Source organism: Paraburkholderia fungorum (genome assembly GCF_902833645.1).
GTDB lineage: Bacteria > Pseudomonadota > Gammaproteobacteria > Burkholderiales > Burkholderiaceae > Paraburkholderia > Paraburkholderia fungorum.
The window spans coordinates 147,600-167,817 of sequence record NZ_CADFGE010000011.1 but is presented as its reverse complement, the minus strand read 5'-3'; the positions used below and the strand labels follow the sequence as shown (position 1 = coordinate 167,817).

At 63.4% G+C, this 20,218-nt stretch carries 17 protein-coding genes; 12 read left to right on the top strand and 5 right to left on the bottom strand.

What is annotated here, in order from left to right; all coding sequences use genetic code 11:
• The 5 genes from HWX91_RS29160 to HWX91_RS29140 all read left to right on the top strand — a co-directional run bounded on the left by HWX91_RS29160 (position 1) and on the right by HWX91_RS29140 (position 4,863).
• Positions 1-966: a sugar kinase gene (locus tag HWX91_RS29160; RefSeq protein ID WP_028196624.1), complete on the top strand. Its 966-nt coding sequence runs from the start codon at positions 1-3 to the stop codon at positions 964-966.
• Between the two features lie 85 nt (positions 967-1,051).
• Positions 1,052-2,236: a beta-ketothiolase BktB gene (gene bktB, locus HWX91_RS29155; RefSeq protein ID WP_028196623.1), complete on the top strand. Its 1,185-nt coding sequence runs from the start codon at positions 1,052-1,054 to the stop codon at positions 2,234-2,236.
• A gap of 166 nt (positions 2,237-2,402) precedes the next feature.
• A complete protein-coding gene (locus tag HWX91_RS29150) occupies positions 2,403-3,029 on the top strand; it encodes a hypothetical protein (protein ID WP_028196622.1) in 627 nt (208 codons plus the stop codon).
• 14 nt (positions 3,030-3,043) lie between these two features.
• Entirely contained in the window at positions 3,044-4,228 is a 1,185-nt protein-coding gene (locus HWX91_RS29145; protein WP_028196621.1) for a cystathionine beta-lyase, read from the top strand.
• Between the two features lie 185 nt (positions 4,229-4,413).
• Positions 4,414-4,863 carry a hypothetical protein gene (locus tag HWX91_RS29140; protein ID WP_028196620.1) on the top strand — a complete coding sequence of 150 codons (450 nt, stop codon included), beginning with the start codon at positions 4,414-4,416 and terminating at the stop codon, positions 4,861-4,863.
• Positions 4,864-5,109: 246 nt separating this feature from the next.
• Here the strand turns inward: HWX91_RS29140 and serB are convergent, their stop codons facing one another.
• Positions 5,110-5,949 (bottom strand): phosphoserine phosphatase SerB, encoded by an 840-nt coding sequence (gene serB / locus HWX91_RS29135; RefSeq protein ID WP_028196619.1) that lies wholly within the window; start codon positions 5,947-5,949, stop codon positions 5,110-5,112.
• A 334-nt stretch (positions 5,950-6,283) separates the two neighbouring features.
• On the opposite strand from serB, the gene HWX91_RS29130 reads away from it, so the two are divergent.
• The 4 genes from HWX91_RS29130 to HWX91_RS29115 all read left to right on the top strand — a co-directional run bounded on the left by HWX91_RS29130 (position 6,284) and on the right by HWX91_RS29115 (position 11,905).
• Positions 6,284-7,531, top strand: a complete 1,248-nt coding sequence (locus HWX91_RS29130; RefSeq protein WP_028196618.1) for a cytochrome P450 — start codon at positions 6,284-6,286, stop codon at positions 7,529-7,531.
• Between the two features lie 235 nt (positions 7,532-7,766).
• Complete coding sequence (ku, locus tag HWX91_RS29125; RefSeq protein ID WP_028196617.1) at positions 7,767-8,786, top strand: non-homologous end joining protein Ku; 1,020 nt, start codon at positions 7,767-7,769, stop codon at positions 8,784-8,786.
• 55 nt (positions 8,787-8,841) lie between these two features.
• Positions 8,842-11,571 (top strand): DNA ligase D, encoded by a 2,730-nt coding sequence (ligD, locus tag HWX91_RS29120; protein ID WP_028196616.1) that lies wholly within the window; start codon positions 8,842-8,844, stop codon positions 11,569-11,571.
• A 43-nt stretch (positions 11,572-11,614) separates the two neighbouring features.
• The gene (locus HWX91_RS29115) at positions 11,615-11,905 is read left to right on the top strand and encodes a hypothetical protein (protein WP_028196615.1); all 291 of its coding nucleotides are present in this window, start codon (positions 11,615-11,617) and stop codon (positions 11,903-11,905) included.
• Between the two features lie 36 nt (positions 11,906-11,941).
• On the opposite strand, the gene HWX91_RS29110 is transcribed toward HWX91_RS29115, so the two are convergent.
• A complete protein-coding gene (locus HWX91_RS29110; RefSeq protein WP_042274949.1) occupies positions 11,942-12,919 on the bottom strand; it encodes a LysR family transcriptional regulator in 978 nt (325 codons plus the stop codon).
• A 164-nt stretch (positions 12,920-13,083) separates the two neighbouring features.
• Here HWX91_RS29110 and HWX91_RS29105 point away from each other — a divergent pair, with 164 nt between their 5' ends.
• Both HWX91_RS29105 and HWX91_RS29100 read left to right on the top strand, forming a co-directional pair.
• Positions 13,084-14,100: a zinc-binding alcohol dehydrogenase family protein gene (locus HWX91_RS29105; RefSeq protein WP_028196613.1), complete on the top strand. Its 1,017-nt coding sequence runs from the start codon at positions 13,084-13,086 to the stop codon at positions 14,098-14,100.
• Positions 14,101-14,348: 248 nt separating this feature from the next.
• The gene (locus HWX91_RS29100; RefSeq protein ID WP_028196612.1) at positions 14,349-14,912 is read left to right on the top strand and encodes a DUF6013 family protein; all 564 of its coding nucleotides are present in this window, start codon (positions 14,349-14,351) and stop codon (positions 14,910-14,912) included.
• Positions 14,913-14,990: 78 nt separating this feature from the next.
• Here the strand turns inward: HWX91_RS29100 and HWX91_RS29095 are convergent, their stop codons facing one another.
• Positions 14,991-15,797, bottom strand: coding sequence for an ABC transporter permease (locus HWX91_RS29095; RefSeq protein ID WP_028196611.1), 807 nt, complete (start codon positions 15,795-15,797; stop codon positions 14,991-14,993).
• Complete coding sequence (locus HWX91_RS29090; RefSeq protein ID WP_042274974.1) at positions 15,794-16,504, bottom strand: ABC transporter ATP-binding protein; 711 nt, start codon at positions 16,502-16,504, stop codon at positions 15,794-15,796. The genes HWX91_RS29095 and HWX91_RS29090 overlap by 4 nt, the downstream gene beginning before the upstream one ends.
• Before the next feature lie 217 nt (positions 16,505-16,721).
• Between HWX91_RS29090 and HWX91_RS29085 the strand changes: the two genes are divergently transcribed.
• Positions 16,722-19,316, top strand: a complete 2,595-nt coding sequence (locus tag HWX91_RS29085; protein WP_176035691.1) for an AsmA family protein — start codon at positions 16,722-16,724, stop codon at positions 19,314-19,316.
• Between the two features lie 144 nt (positions 19,317-19,460).
• Here HWX91_RS29085 and HWX91_RS29080 read toward each other — a convergent pair whose 3' ends face one another.
• Positions 19,461-19,955 carry a hypothetical protein gene (locus tag HWX91_RS29080; RefSeq protein ID WP_028196609.1) on the bottom strand — a complete coding sequence of 165 codons (495 nt, stop codon included), beginning with the start codon at positions 19,953-19,955 and terminating at the stop codon, positions 19,461-19,463.
• Between the last annotated feature and the right edge of the window lie 263 nt (positions 19,956-20,218).

Below are 20,218 nucleotides of genomic sequence, written 5' to 3'. Positions count from 1 at the left end.
ATGACGGTGAGTATGGCCCGCACGCCGGATGGCCGGTCCCCGGACAGCCGGCCTTTAGAAGTCCTCGCGCTCGGCGAGGCAATGATCGAATTCAATCAGTCGGCTAAAGATCAGCCGAACTATCTGCAAGGTTTCGGCGGCGATACGTCCAACTTCTGCATCGCGGCAGCACGGCAGGGCGCGAAGACGGGTTTCGTGTCGGCTGTCGGCAGCGACCATTTTGGGCGCCTGCTGGTGGATCTGTGGGAACGCGAACAGGTTGACCCGTCGCTGGTGCGCGTCGATCCGCACGCGTCCACCGGGGTCTATTTCGTCTCGCACGGTCCTGCGGGTCATGCGTTCGACTACCTGCGCGCGGGGTCGGCCGCGAGCCGCTACGCACCGCACGATTTGCCGCTCGACGCGATCGCCGCGGCCAAAGTCATCCATTTGTCCGGCATCAGTCTCGCGATCAGTGTGAGCGCGTGCGACGCGGCGTTCGCGGCGATCGAACATGCGCGGGCAAACGGTGTGCGCGTGAGTTTCGACACCAACCTGCGCCTGAAGCTTTGGCCGCTCGCCCGAGCGCGCGCGGTGATGCTCGAGGCGATTCGTCAAACCGACATCTGCCTGCCGAGCTGGGACGATGTGACCGAACTCACCGGCCTGACCGGCCGTGACGAGATCGTCGACTTTCTGCTGTCGCGCGGTCCGCGCGTCGTGGCGCTCAAGCTTGGCAAGGAAGGCTCGTACATTGCCACGCCCGACGAGCGGCGCGTCGTGCCGGGCCACGTCGTCGATGCGGTCGATGCGACCGGCGCCGGCGACTGTTTCGGCGGCGCGTTCATCGCGCGCATCGTCGCGGGTGACGATCCTTTTCAGGCGGCGCGTTATGCCAACGTCGCCGCTGCACTGTCCACGCAAGGTTACGGCGCGGTCGCGCCGATCCCTTTGCGGGCCACAGTCGAACACATCCTGGCCGGCTGACGGTAACGCGCTGCGAGGTGCTCGCCGCACCCCGCAGCCCGGCCAAGGCAAGATCATCTTCGGAGACTAAAGAGAGGAGCGGGCGATGCAACGAGACGTAGTGGTGGTAAGCGGTGTGCGTACGGCAATCGGCGGTTTTGGCGGCAGCCTGAAGGATTTTCCGCCGACGGATCTTGGCGCACGCGTCGTGCGTGAAGCGCTGTCGCGCGCGAACGTGTCGGGTGACGAAGTGGGCCACGTGGTGTTCGGCAACGTCGTGCATACCGAGCCGAAAGACATGTATCTGGCCCGCGTGGCGGCGATCAACGGCGGCGTTGCGCAACATGCTCCGGCGTTGACGGTCAACCGCCTGTGCGGTTCGGGCCTGCAGGCCATCGTCTCGGCCGCGCAAAGCGTGCTGCTCGGCGATGCCGACATTGCGATCGGCGGCGGGGCGGAAAACATGAGCCGCGCGCCGTACTCGATGCCGGCTGCGCGTTTCGGTCAGCGCATGGGCGATGCGCGCCTCGTCGACATGATGGTCGGCGCGCTGAACGACCCGTTCCAGTCGATCCATATGGGTGTGACCGCCGAGAACGTCGCGCGCAAGTACGAAATCTCGCGTGAAGCGCAGGACGCGCTTGCGCTCGAATCGCATCGCCGTGCGGCCCATGCGATTACGAGCGGCTATTTCAAGGACCAGATCCTGCCGATCACGATTCCTTCGAAGAAGGGCGACGTCGTGTTCGATACGGACGAACACGCGCGTATGAACGCGACGGCGGAAGACTTCTCCAAATTGAAGCCGGTGTTCGTGAAGGAAAACGGCACGGTCACGGCGGGCAACGCGTCGGGCATCAACGACGCCGCCGCCGCGGTCGTGCTGATGGAGCGCAGCGTCGCTGAAAAGCGCGGCATCAAGCCGTTGGCACGGCTGGTTTCGTATGCCCACGCAGGTGTCGATCCGGCATACATGGGTATCGGTCCGGTGCCGGCAACACGCAAGGCGCTCGAGCGCGCGGGCCTGACGGTTGCCGATCTCGACGTGATCGAAGCGAATGAAGCGTTTGCCGCTCAGGCATGCGCGGTCAGCAAGGAGCTTGGCCTCGATCCGGCCAAGGTCAATCCGAACGGCTCGGGTATTTCGCTCGGCCACCCGATCGGCGCGACCGGTGCGTTGATTACCGTCAAGGCGCTGTATGAATTGCAGCGGATTGGCGGCCGCTATGCGCTGGTGACGATGTGTATCGGCGGCGGGCAGGGTATCGCTGCGATCTTCGAACGGGTCTGAAGCAGCGGCAGGGGCCGCGCGGCGCGCAGCAACGCGTTGGCTCCTCTCTGCTGAACCAAGCCAGGCAGTGAGCGGGCAATAGGCACGTAGCAGGCAGGTAGCAGGCAGGTAGCAAGCGGCTAACAAACCGGGCATCGAGCCGTATCGTGCAACAAGGAATGAACGGATGCAGGAAGCAAAAGCGATGAAGGGTGCGATGCGTCGGCGCGGCTGGGCCGTATTGAGCGCAGTCGCGCTCCTGTGTACCAGCGCCGGAGCAATGCTGCCCGCGCAGGCCTGGGCGGAAAGCGACGCGGTGAAGGAACTGGCGGCGCCCCCGCCGATTCAGTTGCCGCTCAAGCCAAGCCCCGAGTTCGCGAAGTTTCCGCGCTACGTCGGTACGCTGGGCACGCGGCAGATCGTGTTGCGGCTCGGCGCGAAAACCGACGACCCCGCTGGCGTGCACGGCGAGTATCAGTACACCGATACCGGCGAAGTGATCCTGATCGCGGGCGACCGCGATGGCGACACGCTCGAAGTCGAGGAATCGAACGACGGCACGCATATCACCGGAAACTGGGTGGGCAAGTTTGCCGCCGACGGTTCGGTGGCGGGCGACCGGATGAACGTCGACGATTCCGACCCGCAGCCGTTCGATCTGAAACCGCTGGCGGCCGGGCAGCCCGTGCCGGCCGCCTCAGCCGGAGCCGGCGCAGCGGCCGCGCCGCATGCCAGCGGTGCCGCAACGCCCGCTGCGGCGACGAGTGGCGCTCACGCCGTCGGCGGAGTCAGCAATCTGCAAACCGGCGAATGAGGCCTATTGACACCATGACCCAATCCAAACTCAAACGCAGCCTGCAAACCCGTGTCGTGCGTGCCGAAGATCAACTCACGCCGGGTTTCGAATCTTTTTCGATGCCGGTTACGCGTGCTTCGACGGTCGTGTTCCCCGATCTCGCGACGATGCGCGCGCTCGACTGGAAAAACGACGCGCAATGGCGCTATGGCCTGCACGCCACACCGACTTCGCTGGCGCTCGCGCAGCGCCTTGCCACGATCGAAGGCGGCAATCACGCGCTGTTGCAGCCATCGGGGCTGTCGTCGATTTCGAACGTGTACTTCGGCCTCGTGAAGGCCGGCGACGACGTGCTGATTCCCGATAACGTCTATTCGCCGAACCGCGACCACGGCGATTGGCTGGCGCGCGATTTCGGCATTATCGCGCGCTACTACGATCCGATGATCGGCGCCGGGATCGCGGACCTGATCCAGCCGAATACGCGTTTGGTCTGGCTGGAAGCACCCGGATCGGTCACGATGGAAGTACCCGACGTGCCGGCCATTGCCGCGGCTGCACGCGCGCGTAACGTTGTCACGGCGATCGACAACACCTGGTCGGCGGGGCTCGGTTTCCGGCCGTTCGACCACGGCGTCGATATTTCGGTGCAGGCCTTGACCAAGTACCAGTCAGGTGGCGGCGACGTGCTGATGGGTGCGACGATCACCGTCGATCGCGAGTTGCATCTGAAGCTGAAGGCAGCACGCATGCGCACGGGTATCGGTGTGTCGTCGGATGATTGCTCGTTGATTTTGCGCAGCCTGCCGACCATGCGATTGCGTTTCGAGCAGCATGACCGGGCGGCGCTTGAATTGGCCAGATGGTTGAAGACGCGCCCGGAAATTGCCGCGGTTTTGCATCCGGCCTTGCCCGACTGTCCGGGGCATGAATTTTTCAAGCGCGACTTTACCGGCGCGGGTGGCTTGTTCTCCGTGGTGTTCGACGCAAGGTACAGCGCCGCGCAAATCGACACGTTCTGCGAGTCGCTCGAACTGTTTTCGCTGGGCTGGAGCTGGGGCGGCGCGCACAGTCTTGCGATGCCGTATGACGTCGTCTCGATGCGCACGGAAGGCCAATGGCCGTATCGCGGTACGTTGGTGCGCTTCTATATCGGTCTGGAAGACGAGGCCGATTTGCGCGCGGATATCGAACAGTGTCTGGTGGCGCTGGGGTAAGTATTTGAGCTGCGAGGCTGATTGTTGAAGCTTGACCAAGCCCATCGGGACCGGTGCCCGATGGGCTTTTTAGTTTGTCAAGATAACTAGTAAGCCTAACCATTCGGCCGAATGGTCGATGCCGGATCTCGACGCTACGATGGTGCGTACCGTGACTAACGAATATCGCACGATGGTGAGTTTCGATGAATCTATTTTTCTGGATGTTGCTGAATCTTGGCGTGCCGATTGTCGGCCCGATCTTTACGCTGGCGCTCGTCGCACCCACGCACGGCTGGCGCGTCGCGATGAGGTTGATCGCCGCATCGGTGCAAGACGGTCAACTGTTCTGGTGCGCAATCGGGCTATGTGCGGCTGCGGTTTATGAGGCGGTGAACGCGCTCGAGTGGGGAAGTGGTGTGGCGGCTATTCTCGCGCTTGCTATCGCCGGATTCTGCGTGCTGGCGTTCGTCTGTTCGACGATCGTGATGTCGTCCCTCGTGAATGCACATCACGAGCGGATGGCTACGTGCATTCATGACAGACAGAAACGGTTTGTCGCAGGGGCGTTATCGCGCGTGGCGATTGGGATTTCGATTCTCACCACGTCTCTCGCTGCTATTTTGTTTGCAATCCTGCACGTGCGCCTGATTTAGATTTTCTAGATAACGTAGGTTTTATACTGGTCTGCTTACGGGAGGCACTCATGCACAAAATTTTTACGTATCTGGAGTCTGACGAAAATTACGCCCGCGTTCTGAAATGGTCAACCGTCGTGATATGCGCCACAGCGATCTACATGCTGGGCGTGTTTGCAATTGGTTTCTGAACAAGGTTTCTGAAAAAATAACGCTCGTCTCCGCGTTGGCCGCCATTACGCCGGCCAACGCAAAACCAAAGTTTCAGAACAACCGCAGCAACCCATCCAGTCCAACGTAATTGAACGCCACGCTGGCGGCTTCGCGCACTACCGGCTTCGCGCGGAATGCGACGGAAAGTCCCGCGGCGGCCATCATTTTCAGATCGTTCGAACCGTCACCCATCGCAATCGCGCGGGTCGGTTCGATACCCAGTTGGGCGCATGTCTCGCGCAGTGTGCGTGCTTTCACGTCAGCGTTGACGATCTCGCCGATCACGTTACCGGTCAACTTGCCATCAACGATCTCGAGCGTATTCGCGCGAGTGAAATCGAGACCGAGCCGGGCCTTCAGTTTCTCGGTGAAGAACGTGAATCCGCCGGACACGAGCAGTGTTTTCAATCCCGCGGCTTTCGCACCGGCCAGCATCTGCTCGGCGCCGGGCGAGAGTTGCAGCCGTTCGTCATAAACGCGTTCGAGCGCGCCGGCGTCGAGTCCCTTGAGCAGTGCCACGCGGCGCGTCAAACTTTCGTTGAAGTCCTTGATCTCGCCGCGCATTGACGCTTCAGTGATCGCTGCGACTTCCGCTTTTAAACCGCAGAAGTCGGCGATTTCGTCGATGCATTCGATCGTGATCAGCGTCGAGTCCATGTCCATCGCGACGAGGCCGAAGTCACGCAGCTGGCGGCCAGGTTCGACAAACGCGTAGTCCAATTGGTGCGTGCCGCAATAGACCTCGAGGTCGGCGCGCTGTGCAAGGTTCGCGTTGGCGATGCGAATCGCGTTCGCGTCGATGACGGCGGCGTGCGAGCCACGCGCGAGGGCGACGAGCGTTTTGTGGTGGTCGGCGGAAAGAGGCGCGGTGCTTTGGATGACGAGGTTCATGGACGACGACGCATTGACGCAGAAAGGGACAGGCGCGCGGTTCGCGCGGAAAATCCCGCCATTGTAACGGTTCGGCGGTGCGCTACCCGTGCGCTATCCGTTAGGCGCGGATAGCCGGACCGGCATGGAAACCCGCGAGGCAGCCCATCGCGTGTGCCGCCAGGCATTCCACCGTGCAATCATCGAGCCGCCGCGTCATACTGGCGCTTCGAACGACGCCCCGCAGGCGAGCGGTCCCTGGTCGGTTCCGCAAGCGCCCAGGAGACGCGCGGCGAGCCGCACACGGCACGCATTGACGCCTGCGAAGCGGCGGATTACCACACGGAGACAAGACATGCCCCCCGCGACCGCCAGTGACGCGTCCAGCCTCGCGCGCGATTTCGATCTGCGCCATTTGAGCCCCACCTTCCATGCCGATCCGTACCCGGTCTACCACGCGTTGCGCACCTATGACCCGGTCAAACGCATGCCGGACGGCTCACTGTTTCTGACACGTTTTCGCGACGTGCAAGCGGTCTACCGCGACCCGAAAACGTTCAGTTCCGACAAGACCGTCGAGTTCAAGCCGAAATACGGCGACTCTCCGCTCTACGCCCATCACACCACCAGCCTCGTCTTCAACGATCCGCCGCGGCACACGCGGGTGCGCAAACTGATCGCCGGCGCGCTGACGGCGCGCGCGATCGCGGCCATGGAGCCGGGGCTGATCCGGCTTGTCGACGGCTTGCTCGATGCCGCTGCGGCGCGTGGCCGGATCGATCTGATCGGCGAGTTCGCGTCGGCGATTCCGGTCGAGGTCATCGGCAATCTGCTGGATGTGCCGCACGCCGAGCGCGAACCGTTGCGCGACTGGTCGCTGGCGATACTGGGCGCGCTTGAACCGTCGCTGAGCGAGGCGCAACTCGAACGCGGCAACCGCGCGGTTAGCGAATTCATCGACTATTTGCGCGATCTGGTGGCGCGGCGCCGGCGCGAGCCCGGCGATCCGCAGCACGATGTGCTGACGCGCCTGATCCAGGGCGAGCAGGGCGGTGAGCAATTATCGGAAGCGGAACTGCTGCAAAACTGCATTTTCATTCTGAACGCCGGCCACGAGACCACGACGAATCTGATCGGCAACGGTCTCGTTACGCTCACTGAATGGCCGGAGCAACGCGCTGCCTTACAGCGCGAGCCGTCGCTCGTCGAGTCGGCGGTCGAAGAGTGTTTGCGGTTCGAGAGTTCGAATCAGCTGGGCAACCGGATGGCAACCGTGGACACGGAGATCGGCGGTCTGGCAGTGCCACGCGGGACGCCCGTCACGCTGTGCATCGGCGCGGCCAATCGCGACCCTGAACAGTTCGCGGAGCCCGATCGCTTCGACATCCGCCGCGATCCGAACCGCCATCTGGCGTTCGGCTTCGGTATTCACCAATGCGCGGGCTTGTCGCTCGCGCGACTCGAGGCGCGGATCGCCATTGGACGCTTCGTGCAGCGCTTTCCGGCGTACCGTCTCGACGGCGAACCGACCCGCGGCGGACGCGTACGGTTTCGCGGCTTTGCCGCGGTGCCGGTCGAACTCGAACCCGCGAGCGGTGGATGAAGATCGGCGGATGTCGAACACCGCTCAACACGCACCGTTGAAGCCTCCATCAGCGCCGTATCTTTTGCCGACATCACGCAAGACTTACAGCCGCTGCCCGTGTGAGCCGGTGCTGCGCGGGCGGCGATTGCGCCAGAAACCGTGACAGCCCGCGCGGCGCCGCACCCGTGACAGCATAGAAAATCGTGGCACGCTTGCTGCTTCACCCAAGATCCTAGGCCTTGGGGAGCGCACGATGGCACACATGATATGGAAGGGCGCGATCAGCTTCGGCCTTGTCCACGTACCGGTGCAATTGTATCCGGCGACGCAGTCGGAGAAAGTCGGCTTCAATCTGCTGGACAAGCGCACGATCGATCCGATCGGCTACAAGCAGATCAACAAGCGCACCGGCAAGGAAGTGGCGCGCGATAACATCGTGCGCGGTTTCGAGTACGAAAAGGACAAGTACGTCGTCCTATCGGACGATGAAATTCGCGCGGCCAATCCCGAGTCGACGCAGACGGTCGATATCCTCGCATTCGTCGACGCCCCGGACATCTCGTTCCTCTATCTCGACACGCCTTACTTCCTGACGCCCGATCGCAAGGGCGAAAAGGTGTACGCGCTGCTGCGCGAGGCGATGAAAGCGTCGGGCAAGATCGGCGTGGCGAGCGTCGTACTGCACAACAAGCAGCATCTCGCCGCACTGATTCCGGTCGGGCCGATGCTGGCGTTGAATACCCTGCGCTGGGCCGCCGAGGTCCGCGATTTCGACGAGTTCAAACTGCCGCCCGAAGGGATGAAGGCGGCCGGCGTCAGCGCGCGCGAACTCGACATGGCGAAGAAGCTGATCAACGACATGAGCGATAAGTGGGACCCATCGCAGTATCACGATACGTTTCACGACGACATCATGGCGCTGGTCGAGCGCAAAATTCGTGCGGGAAAGACCGAGGAAATCACCGAAGTCGAAGCGCCGCGCGAATCGCGCCGATCCGCCGATATTCTCGATCTATCCGACCTGCTCAAGCGCAGCCTGGGCCGGGGCAAGGGTAAACCGGCGGCGGGTGCGCGCAAGCACGCGACGGACGATGACGACGAGGCTGCCGATACCACCGATACCACCGATGCGGGTGCCGAACCGGCCACGCGAGCACGTAAGAAGCCGCGCGCGGCGCGTTCGGCAGGGACGAGCCGAGGCGGTGGCGGGAAGCGGGGCGGCGCCAGTGCGAAGGCGGTGCCGTCGGCGCACAAACGGCGCGCGGCTGCCTGATCGAACGCCGGACCGCTAACCCCTCGCTGGCTCGACCCACGACATACTCACCGCCATGAAAGACCGGCTCGATCTGTACAACCGCAAGCGGCGCTTCGACGAAACTCCGGAGCCGCCGGGCGCCGCTGCGCGTAAGAAGGGTCGCGGGACGGCGGCGCGCGCATCGAACGAGGCGTTGGCGTATGTGATTCAGGAGCACCACGCGCGGCGCCTGCACTACGACTTCCGGCTCGAACTGAATGGCACCTTGCTGTCGTGGGCGGTGCCCAAGGGGCCGAGCCTCGACCCGTCGGTGAAGCGGCTCGCGGTGCATGTCGAGGATCATCCAGTCGAATATGGCTCGTTCGAAGGCGAGATTCCGCCGGGGCACTACGGTGCGGGAACGGTGATCGTATGGGACCGGGGAACGTGGGAGCCGAACGGCGGCGCAGCGCAAGCCGCGAAGTCGTATCAGGCGGGCAAGCTCAAATTCCATCTCCACGGCGAAAAACTACACGGCGGCTGGACGCTGGTGCGCAGCCACATGCGCGGAAGCGGCGACAAGGAGCAGTGGCTGCTGATCAAGGAGCGCGACGACGAAGCCCGTAGCGAGAATGAATACGACGTCGTAACGGCGCTGCCAGGCAGCGTATTGAACGGCAGTGCGCCAACTGAAGGGCGGCCCGGACCCGGCGGGCGCGCGAAGAAAACGAAGACCGCAACGAAGACCGCAACGAAGACCCCAAGCGAGTCTGCAAACGGGAACGCAAGCGCAAGCAGGAAGGCGCGCACAACGCAGGCGATTATCGCTTCCCCTTCGATCGAAGGCGCGGTCAAAGCCGCGTTACCCGCCACGTTCAAGCCGCAACTGGCGACGCTCGTCGACACCGCGCCACCCGGCGACGAATGGGCCTACGAAATCAAGTTCGACGGTTATCGCGTGCTAGCCCGCATCGATCGAAAAGCGAAGACCCGTGCGGTCAAGGTCTTCACGCGCGCGGGCAACGACTGGACCGCGAAGTTCGGCGAGCAGGTGAAGGCGTTCGAACAACTCGACATCGAAAGCGGCTGGCTCGACGGTGAAGCCGTGGTGCTCGATGAAAACGGTCTGCCGAATTTTCAGGCGCTGCAGAACGCGTTTGATTCGAACCGTCCGCAAGACATTGTGATCTATCTGTTCGACGTTCCGTTTCTGAACGGCTACGACTTGCGCAATGTGCCGCTCGAACAGCGTCGCGCGATTTTGCGCGCGGTAATGGATAAGCACGACAAGGATAAGCATAACGGGGACAAGCACGACGGCGGCGTGCTCCGCTTCTCCAACGACTTCGCGTTCAGTGCCGACGAACTATTGAAGAGCGCGTGCGACGTAGCGCTCGAAGGGATTATCGGCAAACGGCGCGATAGCGGCTACGTGTCGGGACGCTCGTCCGCGTGGATCAAATTGAAGTGCCGGCGGCGCCAGGAGTTCGTGATCGGCGGCTATTCGGAGCCGTCCGGCAGCCGTGCGGCGTTCGGCGCGTTATTGCTCGGCATCTACGACGACGCGGGCAAATTGCGCTACGCAGGACGCGTCGGCACAGGGTTCGACGCTGCACTGCTGGCCTCGGTCAAAAAGGCGCTCGACGCGCACGAAACCAGGCAGATGCCATTCGCCAGCACGCCGCGCGAGCGCAGCCGCACGCCGGTGCACTGGGTCGAGCCGGTGCTCGTCTGCGAATGCAACTTCGCTGAATGGACGAGCGACGGCATTGTGCGGCAGGCGTCGTTCGTGAGTCTGCGTAACGACAAACCGGCACGGCAAATCATCAAGGAAGATCCTCGTCAAGGAGCCGACGTGCAAGAGCGAACCGATGCCGCATCCGAAACCGTGCCGAAGAAGCGCACGTCGAAATCAAAGAATGCCGCGGGACCAGCCGAAGTCGCCGGCGTGCGCGTCTCGCATCCCGACCGCATCATCGATAAGAGCACCGGCGCCCGGAAAATCGATCTCGTGCACTACTACGAATCGGTCGCCGACTGGATGCTGCCGCATCTGCATGACCGGCCGGTATCGCTGGTGCGCGCGCCTGAGGACATCGGCGGCGAACTGTTTTTCCAGAAGCACAGCCAGAAACTGTCGATCCCCAACGTCACGCAGCATCCCGGGCTCGACCCCGGCCATCCGCCGCTGATCACGGTCGACACACTCAAGGCGCTGGTCGGCGCCGCCCAAATGGGTACCGTTGAATTTCATACCTGGAATGCGTTGGTGTCGAACATCGAAAAACCGGATCGCATGGTGTTCGATCTCGACCCCGACGCGTCGCTCGGGTGGGAGCGGATGATCGAAGCCGCGCAACTGACGCGTTCACTGCTCGAAGAGCTCGGACTGACCTCGTTCTGCAAGACGAGCGGCGGCAAAGGTTTCCACGTGGTAGTGCCGCTCGCGAAGCACGCCGGCTGGGACGATGTAAAAGCGTTTGCGCAAGCGGTCGCCCAGCATATGGCGACGACGTTGCCCACGCATTTCAGCGCGAAGATGGGGGCGCAGAATCGCAAGGGGAAGATCTTTGTCGATTACCTGCGCAACAACCGCGGCTCGAGCACGGTAGCTGCTTTCTCGGCGCGCGCCCGGCCGGGGCTGGGGGTCTCGGTGCCGCTTGCATGGGACGAAGTCGCGACCACGACGAGCGGCGATCAGTGGACCGTCGAAAACGTGCACGAACGTCTCAAGGATCTGAAGCGCGACCCGTGGGAGGGCTACGCGAAGACGCGCCAGCGCATTACGGCGGCAATGAAAAAACGTCTGGACGAAGCGCAGTGAATGGATCCAGCCAGCCTTATTCAACCTGAAAGAGGAGCAAACGATGAAGACCTCACCGCAATCATCCGACGGCGACAAGCAGGCCGATCCGCACACGAAGAAGCGTCCTCTCGAGGAGGCGTCGGCACCGTTGCCGCACGAGGCCGATCAGGATCCGGAGTCGCAGCATGAAGGCGGTCCGCGCGGCGTCGGCAAGCAGGCGCATAGCGATATCGAGCGCGGCCTGAAGGACACGGACCGCCGCGGCGGCGACGAGTATCAGCAGAAAACCCAGAATGACTCGCACGCGGACGTCAACTCCGATCACAAAACCGGCGGTGGCGGGCGCGGCTAGCACTGACGGTGCGCCACGCGCATTGAGCGGAGCGGCTCACTCCGGTTCCACATCCCAATACGGCGGGTCGCCGAAATGCGCGGCGAGGAACTCGATGAATGCGAGCGTCCTCGGCGGCAGGAATGCACGGCTCGGACAGACCGCCCAGATCGCTACCTGCTCCGCGAGCGGATAGGCGTCGAGTACGCTCACCAGTTCACCGCTACGCAGGTAGGGCGCGACATCCCAGGTCGATTTGAGCGCGATGCCGAACCCGGCCAGCAACGCGTCGCGAATGACTTCACCGTTGTCGACGACGAGGCGTCCGCTCACCCGCACTTCGAGCGGGCCGGTGGGCGTGACGAAGGCCCAGTCGCGCTGGTCGGACAGGATCATGCATTCGTGCCGGGCGAGGTCCGAAGGATGGTGCGGCGTGCCGTGCGCGGCGAGGTAGGCGGGGGCGGCGCACAGCACGCGCCGGTTCACGGCGAGGCGCCGCGCCACCAGCGACGAATCCTTGAGCACGCCGACGCGGATTGCGACGTCGATACCGGCGTCGACCAGATCGACCAGTTGATCCGTCAGCCGTAGATCGACGCTCACGCCGGGATAGCGGCGCAGAAATTCGCTGATCACCGGCGACACATGCTGCCGCCCGAACGATGACGGCATGGAGACTCGCAAGCGCCCCTGCGGCTCGGCCTGCGCGCGTCCCACCGAAGCGCGGGCGGCATCGGCCGCGTCGAGCAGCGTCTGGGCGCGGCTCATGAACACCTCGCCATCCTGCGTGAGACTGATGCGGCGAGTGGTCCGGTGCAGGAGCCGCGCGCCAAGGCGCTTTTCCAGTTGCGCGATGCGCGAACTGGCCACCGCCGCCGACAGGCCGAATTCGCGGCCGGCCGCCGACACGTTGGCGAGCAGGGCGGCTCGCACGAATAGGGCGACGTCGAGCAGATCGAGCCGCTCACGCTCGTTGTGTCGCGGGTTCACGCTGGCTTTGGCGGCGGGTTGTGCCGGGTCATCAGAATGGGCCATTCTTCTGAAATCCAAAAAGATGTTTCAGTCATTATGGCGCTTTTTTGAGAATAAGAACCGCCTTAGCATGACGTCAATGCGGTCGATTGGCAGTCACGGCGGTAAGGCGCCGCCAGCAATCGATCGCCGGTCTCTTAATCTCATTTGAAACGACAGGAGTTGTGATGAAAGCCGTAGGTCTCTATCGCTATTTGCCGATCGATCAAGCCGAGTCTCTGGTCGACGTCGAGATTCCCCAACCCGAAGCCAGCGGCCGCGATTTGCTGGTGAAGGTCGAAGCTATCTCCGTCAACCCGGTCGACTACAAGGTGCGCGCGCCGAAAGACACCGTCGAGAAAACGCCGCGCGTGCTCGGCTGGGATGCCGCCGGCACGGTGGTGGCGGTCGGGCCGGACGTGACGCTGTTCAAGGTCGGCGATCCGGTTTTCTATGCGGGCAGCATCACGCGGCCAGGTGCGAATAGCGAGTTCCATCTGGTCGACGAGCGCATTGTCGGGCGCAAGCCGGCGTCGCTCGATTTCACGCACGCAGCCGCGTTGCCGCTGACCGCGATCACCGCCTGGGAGGCGCTCTTCGATCGCCTCGGGGTCTCGCCGCAAGGCGCGGACGAAGGCCGCACGGTGCTCATCATCGGCGGGGCCGGAGGGGTCGGCTCGATCGGCATTCAACTGGCCAAACAACTGGCGAAGCTGAAGGTGGTCGCGACCGCCTCGCGTCCCGAGTCGGCGAAGTGGGCGACCGAGCTGGGCGCGGATCATATCGTCGATCACTTCGGCGATATGCCCGCGCAGTTGAAAAAACTCGGCATCGAGCAGGTCGATTACGTGCTGATCTTCAACGATACCGACCGGAATTTCCCGGCCGCCGCCGAAGTGCTCAAACCGCAGGGCGGCATTTGCACGATCGTCGAGAATAGCCAGCCGCTGCCGGTCGAATTATTGAAGGCGAAAAGCGCCGCGTTCCACTGGGAGTTCATGTTCACGCGTTCCATGTTCGGCACGCCCGACATGATCGAGCAGCATAAGCTGCTGACCGAAGTGGCGCGCCTGGTCGATGCGGGCACGTTGCGCACCACGGTCGGTCAGGAACTCGGCAAGATCAACGCGGAGAATCTGCGCCGGGCGCATCGACTGCTCGAGGAGGGACGCGCGATCGGCAAGCTGGTGCTGACAGGTTTCTGAGCCGGGCAGGTTTTCCCGGAGTTGAGCGGTTCTGTCAGATTGCGCGCGCAGAAAACGTCTCATTGCAAGCGGGGTAATACCCGATTCGGATGAGGCGCGCGCGGCGCCGCTTGGCGGTAGACTGGTGGGGCATCATGCTAAAACAGTTGCGTGTCTCGCGGACCCGGCATCAATCGGGTTTCGGTCAGGCGGTGTATCGGCAGTAGCGCTTGAGCGGGCGCGCAGCGGTACAACAACGAGGTGACAGTATGAGCTCCAGCTTCAAACTCTCCGCCGTTTCAGTTGTTGCTTCTCTCGCATGCGCGCTTGCGCCCGGCATGCTCGCGACGGCGGCTCACGCCGCCACGCCGATCACGGTGACGTCACAGTCGGCCCTCGACGGTCCGATCCGTTACACGGTTCGCGTTACGTCGAAACAGTTCGGCAACTCACAGGAAACCCGCACGATCCGCTCCGGCGAATCGGACGACTTCACGTGGAAAACCGTGCCGCCGGGCGGTCCCGTACCCGCCGCGGAGAGCTGCCCGAATTATTCGTCGCTCCCGACCGATTCCAACGGCGCGATGATTCGTCAAACGCAGATCCGCTTTGCGCCGGTGGTCGCCGGCGACGGCACGGCGTCCGTGCAATTGAGCTTTCAGGCGCAGACGCCGCATGGCGTGAAGACCGTGACGAGTGGCGGCAAAACGCTCAAGTGTCCGAACGAGTTGAGCGTCAGCCAGATTCTGCGTTTTACGATGCCGACCAATGGCACGACGAAAACGCTGACACTCAATGACGGCACCGAACTGGCGGTCACTGCGAAACGTTGACGGGCGCGCGCTGAACGGTGCGTGATATGGGTGCGGCGGCGCGCCTCTTTGCCGCCCCTTTGCCGCCGCTTTGCCGCCTCAACGCTGCTTCACCGCCCGCTCCACCAGCCGTGCCGACAGAAACCGGTGCTCCGCCGAGAAAAGCCGCCGATAGGTGAGCAGCACGGCGCCCACCGTGCCGAGAGCCGACGCGGCCGCGATCAGGAACATGATCACGATCTGATAGCGCACGGCCTGCAATGGCGACTGTCCGGCCAGCACCTGCCCGGTCATCATGCCCGGCAAACTCACCACGCCGACCACGGCCATCTGATTCAGCGTGGGCATCATACCCGCGCGCACCGCCTGGCGCGCCGGCGCCTGCGCCGCTTCCCAGCGGGTTGCGCCGAGCGCGAGCGCCATGTCCACACGGTCACGCCGCGCGGTCAGTTCCTCGGTCATCCGCTCGATGCCGAGCGACACGCCGGTCAGCGTGTTGCCGAGGATCATGCCGAGAATCGGAATCGCATACTGCGGCTCATACCACGGGTGAATGCGGATCACGACGAAGAGGCCCACCGCGCCCACCAGCCACGAACTGATCCAGATCGACAGCACACTATCCGCCCGCTGGCCCGCGTAGGTGCGGTTGCCGCGCTGTGCGCCCGCGAAACCGGCGATCAGCGTCATCAGGACCATCAAGGGCAGCACCACGAACCAGCGGTCGTAACGGAACACCCAGCCAAGCACATAGCCGATCGCCAGCAACTGCACGACGGTGCGGACCGCGGCCCACGCGAGCTTGCGTTCGAGGTCCAGTTTGAGCGCCACCGACACCACGCCGTTCACGACGATCAGCAGTGCGGCAATCGCGACGTCCCAGAGGCTGAGATTTTGCAAGGTCATTGGCCGAGCTCCTGCTGCACCGGCGTCGCGACGGATTCGTCGAGCACGCCGGCGCGCATCGTGAGGTGCCGCACGCTCATGCGCGCGGCTTGCGCCGGGTCGTGCGATACCCACATCGATGCATGCCGGGCGGGATCGGCGGCGAACCATGCATGCACCAGCGCTTCGATTGCGTGGGACGATTCCGGGTCGAGCGAAGCGGTGGGTTCGTCCAGCAACAGCACCTCGGGAGCAAGTTGCAGCACGCGGATCAGCGCGGTGATCTGCGCTTCTCCACCGGACAATTCGCTCGCGCGTTTGTCCAGAAAATCGTTGCCGCGGCCTGCCTGAGCGGCCAGGCTCGCGGCGCGTGCGCGATCGAAGCGCACGTCGCGATAGGTGCGCAGTTCGTACGGATATCGCAGATTGTCCTCGACGCTGCCGTCCAGCAGCGCGGGCCGCTGCCGGATATACGCGACGTTGCGCCGGTACCTCGGAATGGCTGCGCGCTCAACCGGAGCGCCGTGCCACATAATGCGTCCGGCATCGAGCGGATCGAGCAGGGCGAGGGCCCGCAGAAACACGCTCTTGCCCGAACCCGACGGACCGGTGACAGCGACGCGGTCGCTGGCGTGCAGGGCGAAGGTGGTGGGGTGCAGCAGCGTTTGTCCGCGCAAGGCATCGCGCCGGACGATACCGTCGGCGAGGACGAAGGGAACATCGGTCATGGTTGGGCCGTGGGTGAATTTTTGCGTGAATTCAGGGGTGCCATGACATGCATTGACGCGCATTGACATTTTGCGTGACAGGTAAGCCACGAGTTAAGCCGCGAGATAACTCGCCCGCGGACGCTGCGGCATGATAAAACGGCACCCTTAAGGCAATATTACCAGGCACGATACATGCTGCCTGAAGCACAACAAAGAACAAAGGCGGAGTTTCTCAATGGCGGTGTCGAGCACGATTGGAAGGCGGATAGGAAAAATCATCGCATGGCTGCTGGCGATCATCGTCATTCTGATTGTCGCGCTGGCAATTTTCATTCTGACCTTTGACTGGAACCGCGCGCGGCCTTACATCGACGACAAGGTCACGCAGGCGATCGGCCGGCCGTTCGCGATCAACGGCGATCTGAAAGTCGGCTGGCGGCATCCGGTCGGCGAGACCGGCTGGCGCGGCTGGGTGCCCTGGCCGCGTTTTTCGGCGGCCAATATCACGATAGGCAATCCCGACTGGGCCAAACAGCCGCACTTCGCGACGCTCGATGAAATCGACTTCGAGGTCATGGTGCTGCCGCTGCTCGCGCACGACATCGTGATTCCCGCGATCAATCTCGTGAATCCGTCGGTCGATCTCGAACGACTGCTCGACGGACGCAACAATTGGACCTTCAAACTGGCGTCGTCCAGCGGGCCTTCCGAATGGCGGCTCGATCTGCACGACGTCGCGTTTGCCAAAGGCAACGTCGCCTTGTCCGACCAGCAGAAGAAGGTCGAGGTGCAGGTCGCCGTCGATACATTGGGCCAGCCGATTCCGATCGGCGAGGTGATGAAGCAGCAGGAGGCGGCGTCGCGCACCGCATCGGCGGAGACGGTCGGTAAAGCGGGCGCCGGCAAGCTGGCCGCCCAGGCGAATGCGCAGGCCGCATCGGAAGCCGCGGCGGCCTCCGCGGCGGCTGCCGATGCTGCGTCGACGGCGGCCGCCGCTTCGGGCGCGAGCGCGGCGATTGGCACCTCGGACGCGCTGGTTGCAAGTGCTCCGAATGGCGCAAGTAGTACGAATGGCGCGAGCGCCACAGCCAGCACAGCCAGCACAGCCAGCACAGCCAGCACAGCCAGCACAGCCAGCACAGCCAGCACAGCCAGCACAGCCAGCACAGCAAGCGCAGCAACAGGGGTGTCGGCCAGCGGTGCCGCGGTGGCCTCGGGCGGCAGCGCCGCAGGCACGGCGAACGGCGCGAAACCGGCGATCCCGACTTACGCGATTGGTTGGACCGTCAAGGGGTTCTACAACAAGACGCCGGTGTCCGGCAGCGGCAAGGTCGGCGGCGTGCTGGCGTTGCAGGACGCAAACCGTCCGTTCCCGGTGCAGGCCGATGTGAAGGCAGGCGATCTGCGCGTCGGCCTGGTGGGCACGATCACCGATCCGGCGCATCTTGCCGCGGTCGATTTACGCCTCTGGCTGCAAGGCAACAGCCTCGCGCGCCTGTATTCGCTGACCGGCGTGACCTTGCCCGACACGCCGCCGTATGCGACCGAGGGACGCCTGGTCGGTCAGTTCAAGTCCAGCGGCAACGTCTTCACGTATGAGAATTTCACGGGACGGGTGGGCGGCAGCGATCTGAATGGCTCGTTGAGCTACACGGCACGTGAGCCTCGTCCGCTGTTGCAGGGCGAACTGGTGTCGCATCTGCTGCAATTCGCCGATCTGGCGCCGATCATCGGCGCGGACTCGAAGGCCAGCAAGGCGAAGCGCGGCGACGCGACGGCCCAACCCGGCAATAAGGTGCTGCCCGTGGAAGAGTTTCGCACCGACCGCTGGAAAGCGATCGACGCCGACGTGAAGTTCACCGGGCGCCGCATCGTCAAGGACGTCAACCTGCCGATCACGGACTTGTACACACACGTCGTGATGACTGATGGCGTGCTGTCGCTCGAACCGCTGAAGTTCGGCGTGGCCGGCGGCTCGCTGTCATCGGATATTCATCTGGATGGCAGCACGACACCGTTGAAGGGCCGCTTCGCGACCTCGGCGCGGCATCTGAAGCTCAAGCAGTTGTTCCCGAACTTCAAGACGATGCAGAACGCGCTCGGTGAAATCAACGGCGACGCCGCATTGAGCGCGACCGGCAATTCGCCGGCGGCGTTGGCAGCGACTTCCAACGGCGAGGTGAAGGCTCTGGTGACCGACGGGACGGTGAGTCGCCTGCTGATGGAAGCCGCGGGCCTGAACGTCGCTAACGTGGTCTACGAAAAACTGTTTGGCAATCGCGACGTGAAGATCAACTGCGCGGCGGCGGATTTTGTCGCGACCAACGGCGTGCTGGATTCGCGTGTCTTCGCGCTCGACACGGACGACGCGGTGATCGACATCGACGGCAATGTGAATTTGCGCGACGAGTCGATGGATCTTGGCGTGCATCCGCATACCAAGGGCTTCCGGGTGTTTTCGCTGCGCTCGCCGCTGTATGTGAAGGGAACGTTCAAGGATCCGCACGTGGGGGTGAATGCCGCCGCGCTGGCGCTGCGGGGGGGCGCCGCGATCGGGCTCGGTCTGATCAATCCGTTTGCGGCGCTGATTCCGCTGCTCGCGCCTAGCAATAACAAGCCGCTGCCGTGCGCGCAGTTGCTCTCGCAGGTTCGTCAGGCGCCGAGCGCGCCGCCGCCGGGCATGAAGCAGCAACCCAAACCGGCTATTTCCCTCGACGGTGCCCCTGTGAACAAGCCCTCAACGGACGCGCATTCGCCGGCTGCGGCCGGCAAGAAGCCTGCGCCAGCCGTCATGCCGCCGGCCACGGCAGCCGAATACAAAGGGAGTTGAGGCTTTTTGCCCGAGACCCGCGGCCGTTGGGCGTGAGCATCGCGCAAGCGGCGCGTGCCACGGCAAAAGAGGAAAAGAAAGAGAAAGACGGGGAATCGGCGCCGCGTGGCTGAAAACGCTGGCGCCGATAAGGGAAGGAAAGAACTACCTGAGCGAGCGCGGTGCGGCATCTCCCGCGGCATCCTGCCGGCGAACCCCGCGCCGGGCGCCGCCAACGCGGGTGGCGCCAAACTCCGTCAGGATCTTGCCCCGAGCCCGGCTGGCAAAGACCAGAAAGCCGAAGCCGTCGGCTTCATACCAGTACCCGCCGTTTTCGAGCCCATCCAGCGGCTGCTCCAGTGCATTGGTAATGGATTCGATGCAACGCCGCCGCAATTCGGCGGGCGCGGGATAGGGCGGTTGCGCGCCTCGTACGCTGCAGAGCAGAACGTCGAGCCCGGGCAGTACATGCGCATAGAGCACCGGCTCGTCTTGCGCGCGGGCGCGGGCAATTTTGGTGTCGAGCTGACCGAACGGCTTGAAATGCCGTAGTACCGCGAGGAACGACTCATCGCCGTCCACCTTCGCGCGTCTACGCTTTTTCGGGAAGGACATAAAAATTCGCCTGAAAAAGAATTGCAAGAAACGCAGCGTCCTCATGCGACAACTCCCGGCTTCGCGCGCCGCACGTCGATCTTTTATAGCATACGACAAGGCCGGATTCACGGTGATTCGACGCCTACGCCGCCCCACCGCCTCCCGCACGAATCATGCCGAACCGCCTCGCCGCGCGCTTTCGCTTCCCAGCACATCTGTCTCCATCATAGACTCAGGCGCCGCCGAAAAAACATCCTGTATCAATAAAAAAGTCATTTTTGTGTGGGCGAGCGCATCCAGTCACTACGTTGAAATATCTCACATTC

Coding starts and splice junctions, on each gene's coding strand:
- HWX91_RS29090 (WP_042274974.1), bottom strand. CDS start 16,504: ATGACCGATGTTCCCTTCGTCCTCGCCGACGGTATCGTCCGGCGCGAT.
- HWX91_RS29130 (WP_028196618.1), top strand. CDS start 6,284: ATGCCCCCCGCGACCGCCAGTGACGCGTCCAGCCTCGCGCGCGATTTC.
- bktB (WP_028196623.1), top strand. CDS start 1,052: ATGCAACGAGACGTAGTGGTGGTAAGCGGTGTGCGTACGGCAATCGGC.
- ku (WP_028196617.1), top strand. CDS start 7,767: ATGGCACACATGATATGGAAGGGCGCGATCAGCTTCGGCCTTGTCCAC.
- HWX91_RS29140 (WP_028196620.1), top strand. CDS start 4,414: ATGAATCTATTTTTCTGGATGTTGCTGAATCTTGGCGTGCCGATTGTC.
- HWX91_RS29115 (WP_028196615.1), top strand. CDS start 11,615: ATGAAGACCTCACCGCAATCATCCGACGGCGACAAGCAGGCCGATCCG.
- serB (WP_028196619.1), bottom strand. CDS start 5,949: ATGAACCTCGTCATCCAAAGCACCGCGCCTCTTTCCGCCGACCACCAC.
- HWX91_RS29095 (WP_028196611.1), bottom strand. CDS start 15,797: ATGACCTTGCAAAATCTCAGCCTCTGGGACGTCGCGATTGCCGCACTG.
- HWX91_RS29145 (WP_028196621.1), top strand. CDS start 3,044: ATGACCCAATCCAAACTCAAACGCAGCCTGCAAACCCGTGTCGTGCGT.
- HWX91_RS29150 (WP_028196622.1), top strand. CDS start 2,403: ATGCAGGAAGCAAAAGCGATGAAGGGTGCGATGCGTCGGCGCGGCTGG.
- ligD (WP_028196616.1), top strand. CDS start 8,842: ATGAAAGACCGGCTCGATCTGTACAACCGCAAGCGGCGCTTCGACGAA.
- HWX91_RS29085 (WP_176035691.1), top strand. CDS start 16,722: ATGGCGGTGTCGAGCACGATTGGAAGGCGGATAGGAAAAATCATCGCA.
- HWX91_RS29110 (WP_042274949.1), bottom strand. CDS start 12,919: ATGGCCCATTCTGATGACCCGGCACAACCCGCCGCCAAAGCCAGCGTG.
- HWX91_RS29080 (WP_028196609.1), bottom strand. CDS start 19,955: ATGAGGACGCTGCGTTTCTTGCAATTCTTTTTCAGGCGAATTTTTATG.
- HWX91_RS29105 (WP_028196613.1), top strand. CDS start 13,084: ATGAAAGCCGTAGGTCTCTATCGCTATTTGCCGATCGATCAAGCCGAG.
- HWX91_RS29100 (WP_028196612.1), top strand. CDS start 14,349: ATGAGCTCCAGCTTCAAACTCTCCGCCGTTTCAGTTGTTGCTTCTCTC.
- HWX91_RS29160 (WP_028196624.1), top strand. CDS start 1: ATGACGGTGAGTATGGCCCGCACGCCGGATGGCCGGTCCCCGGACAGC.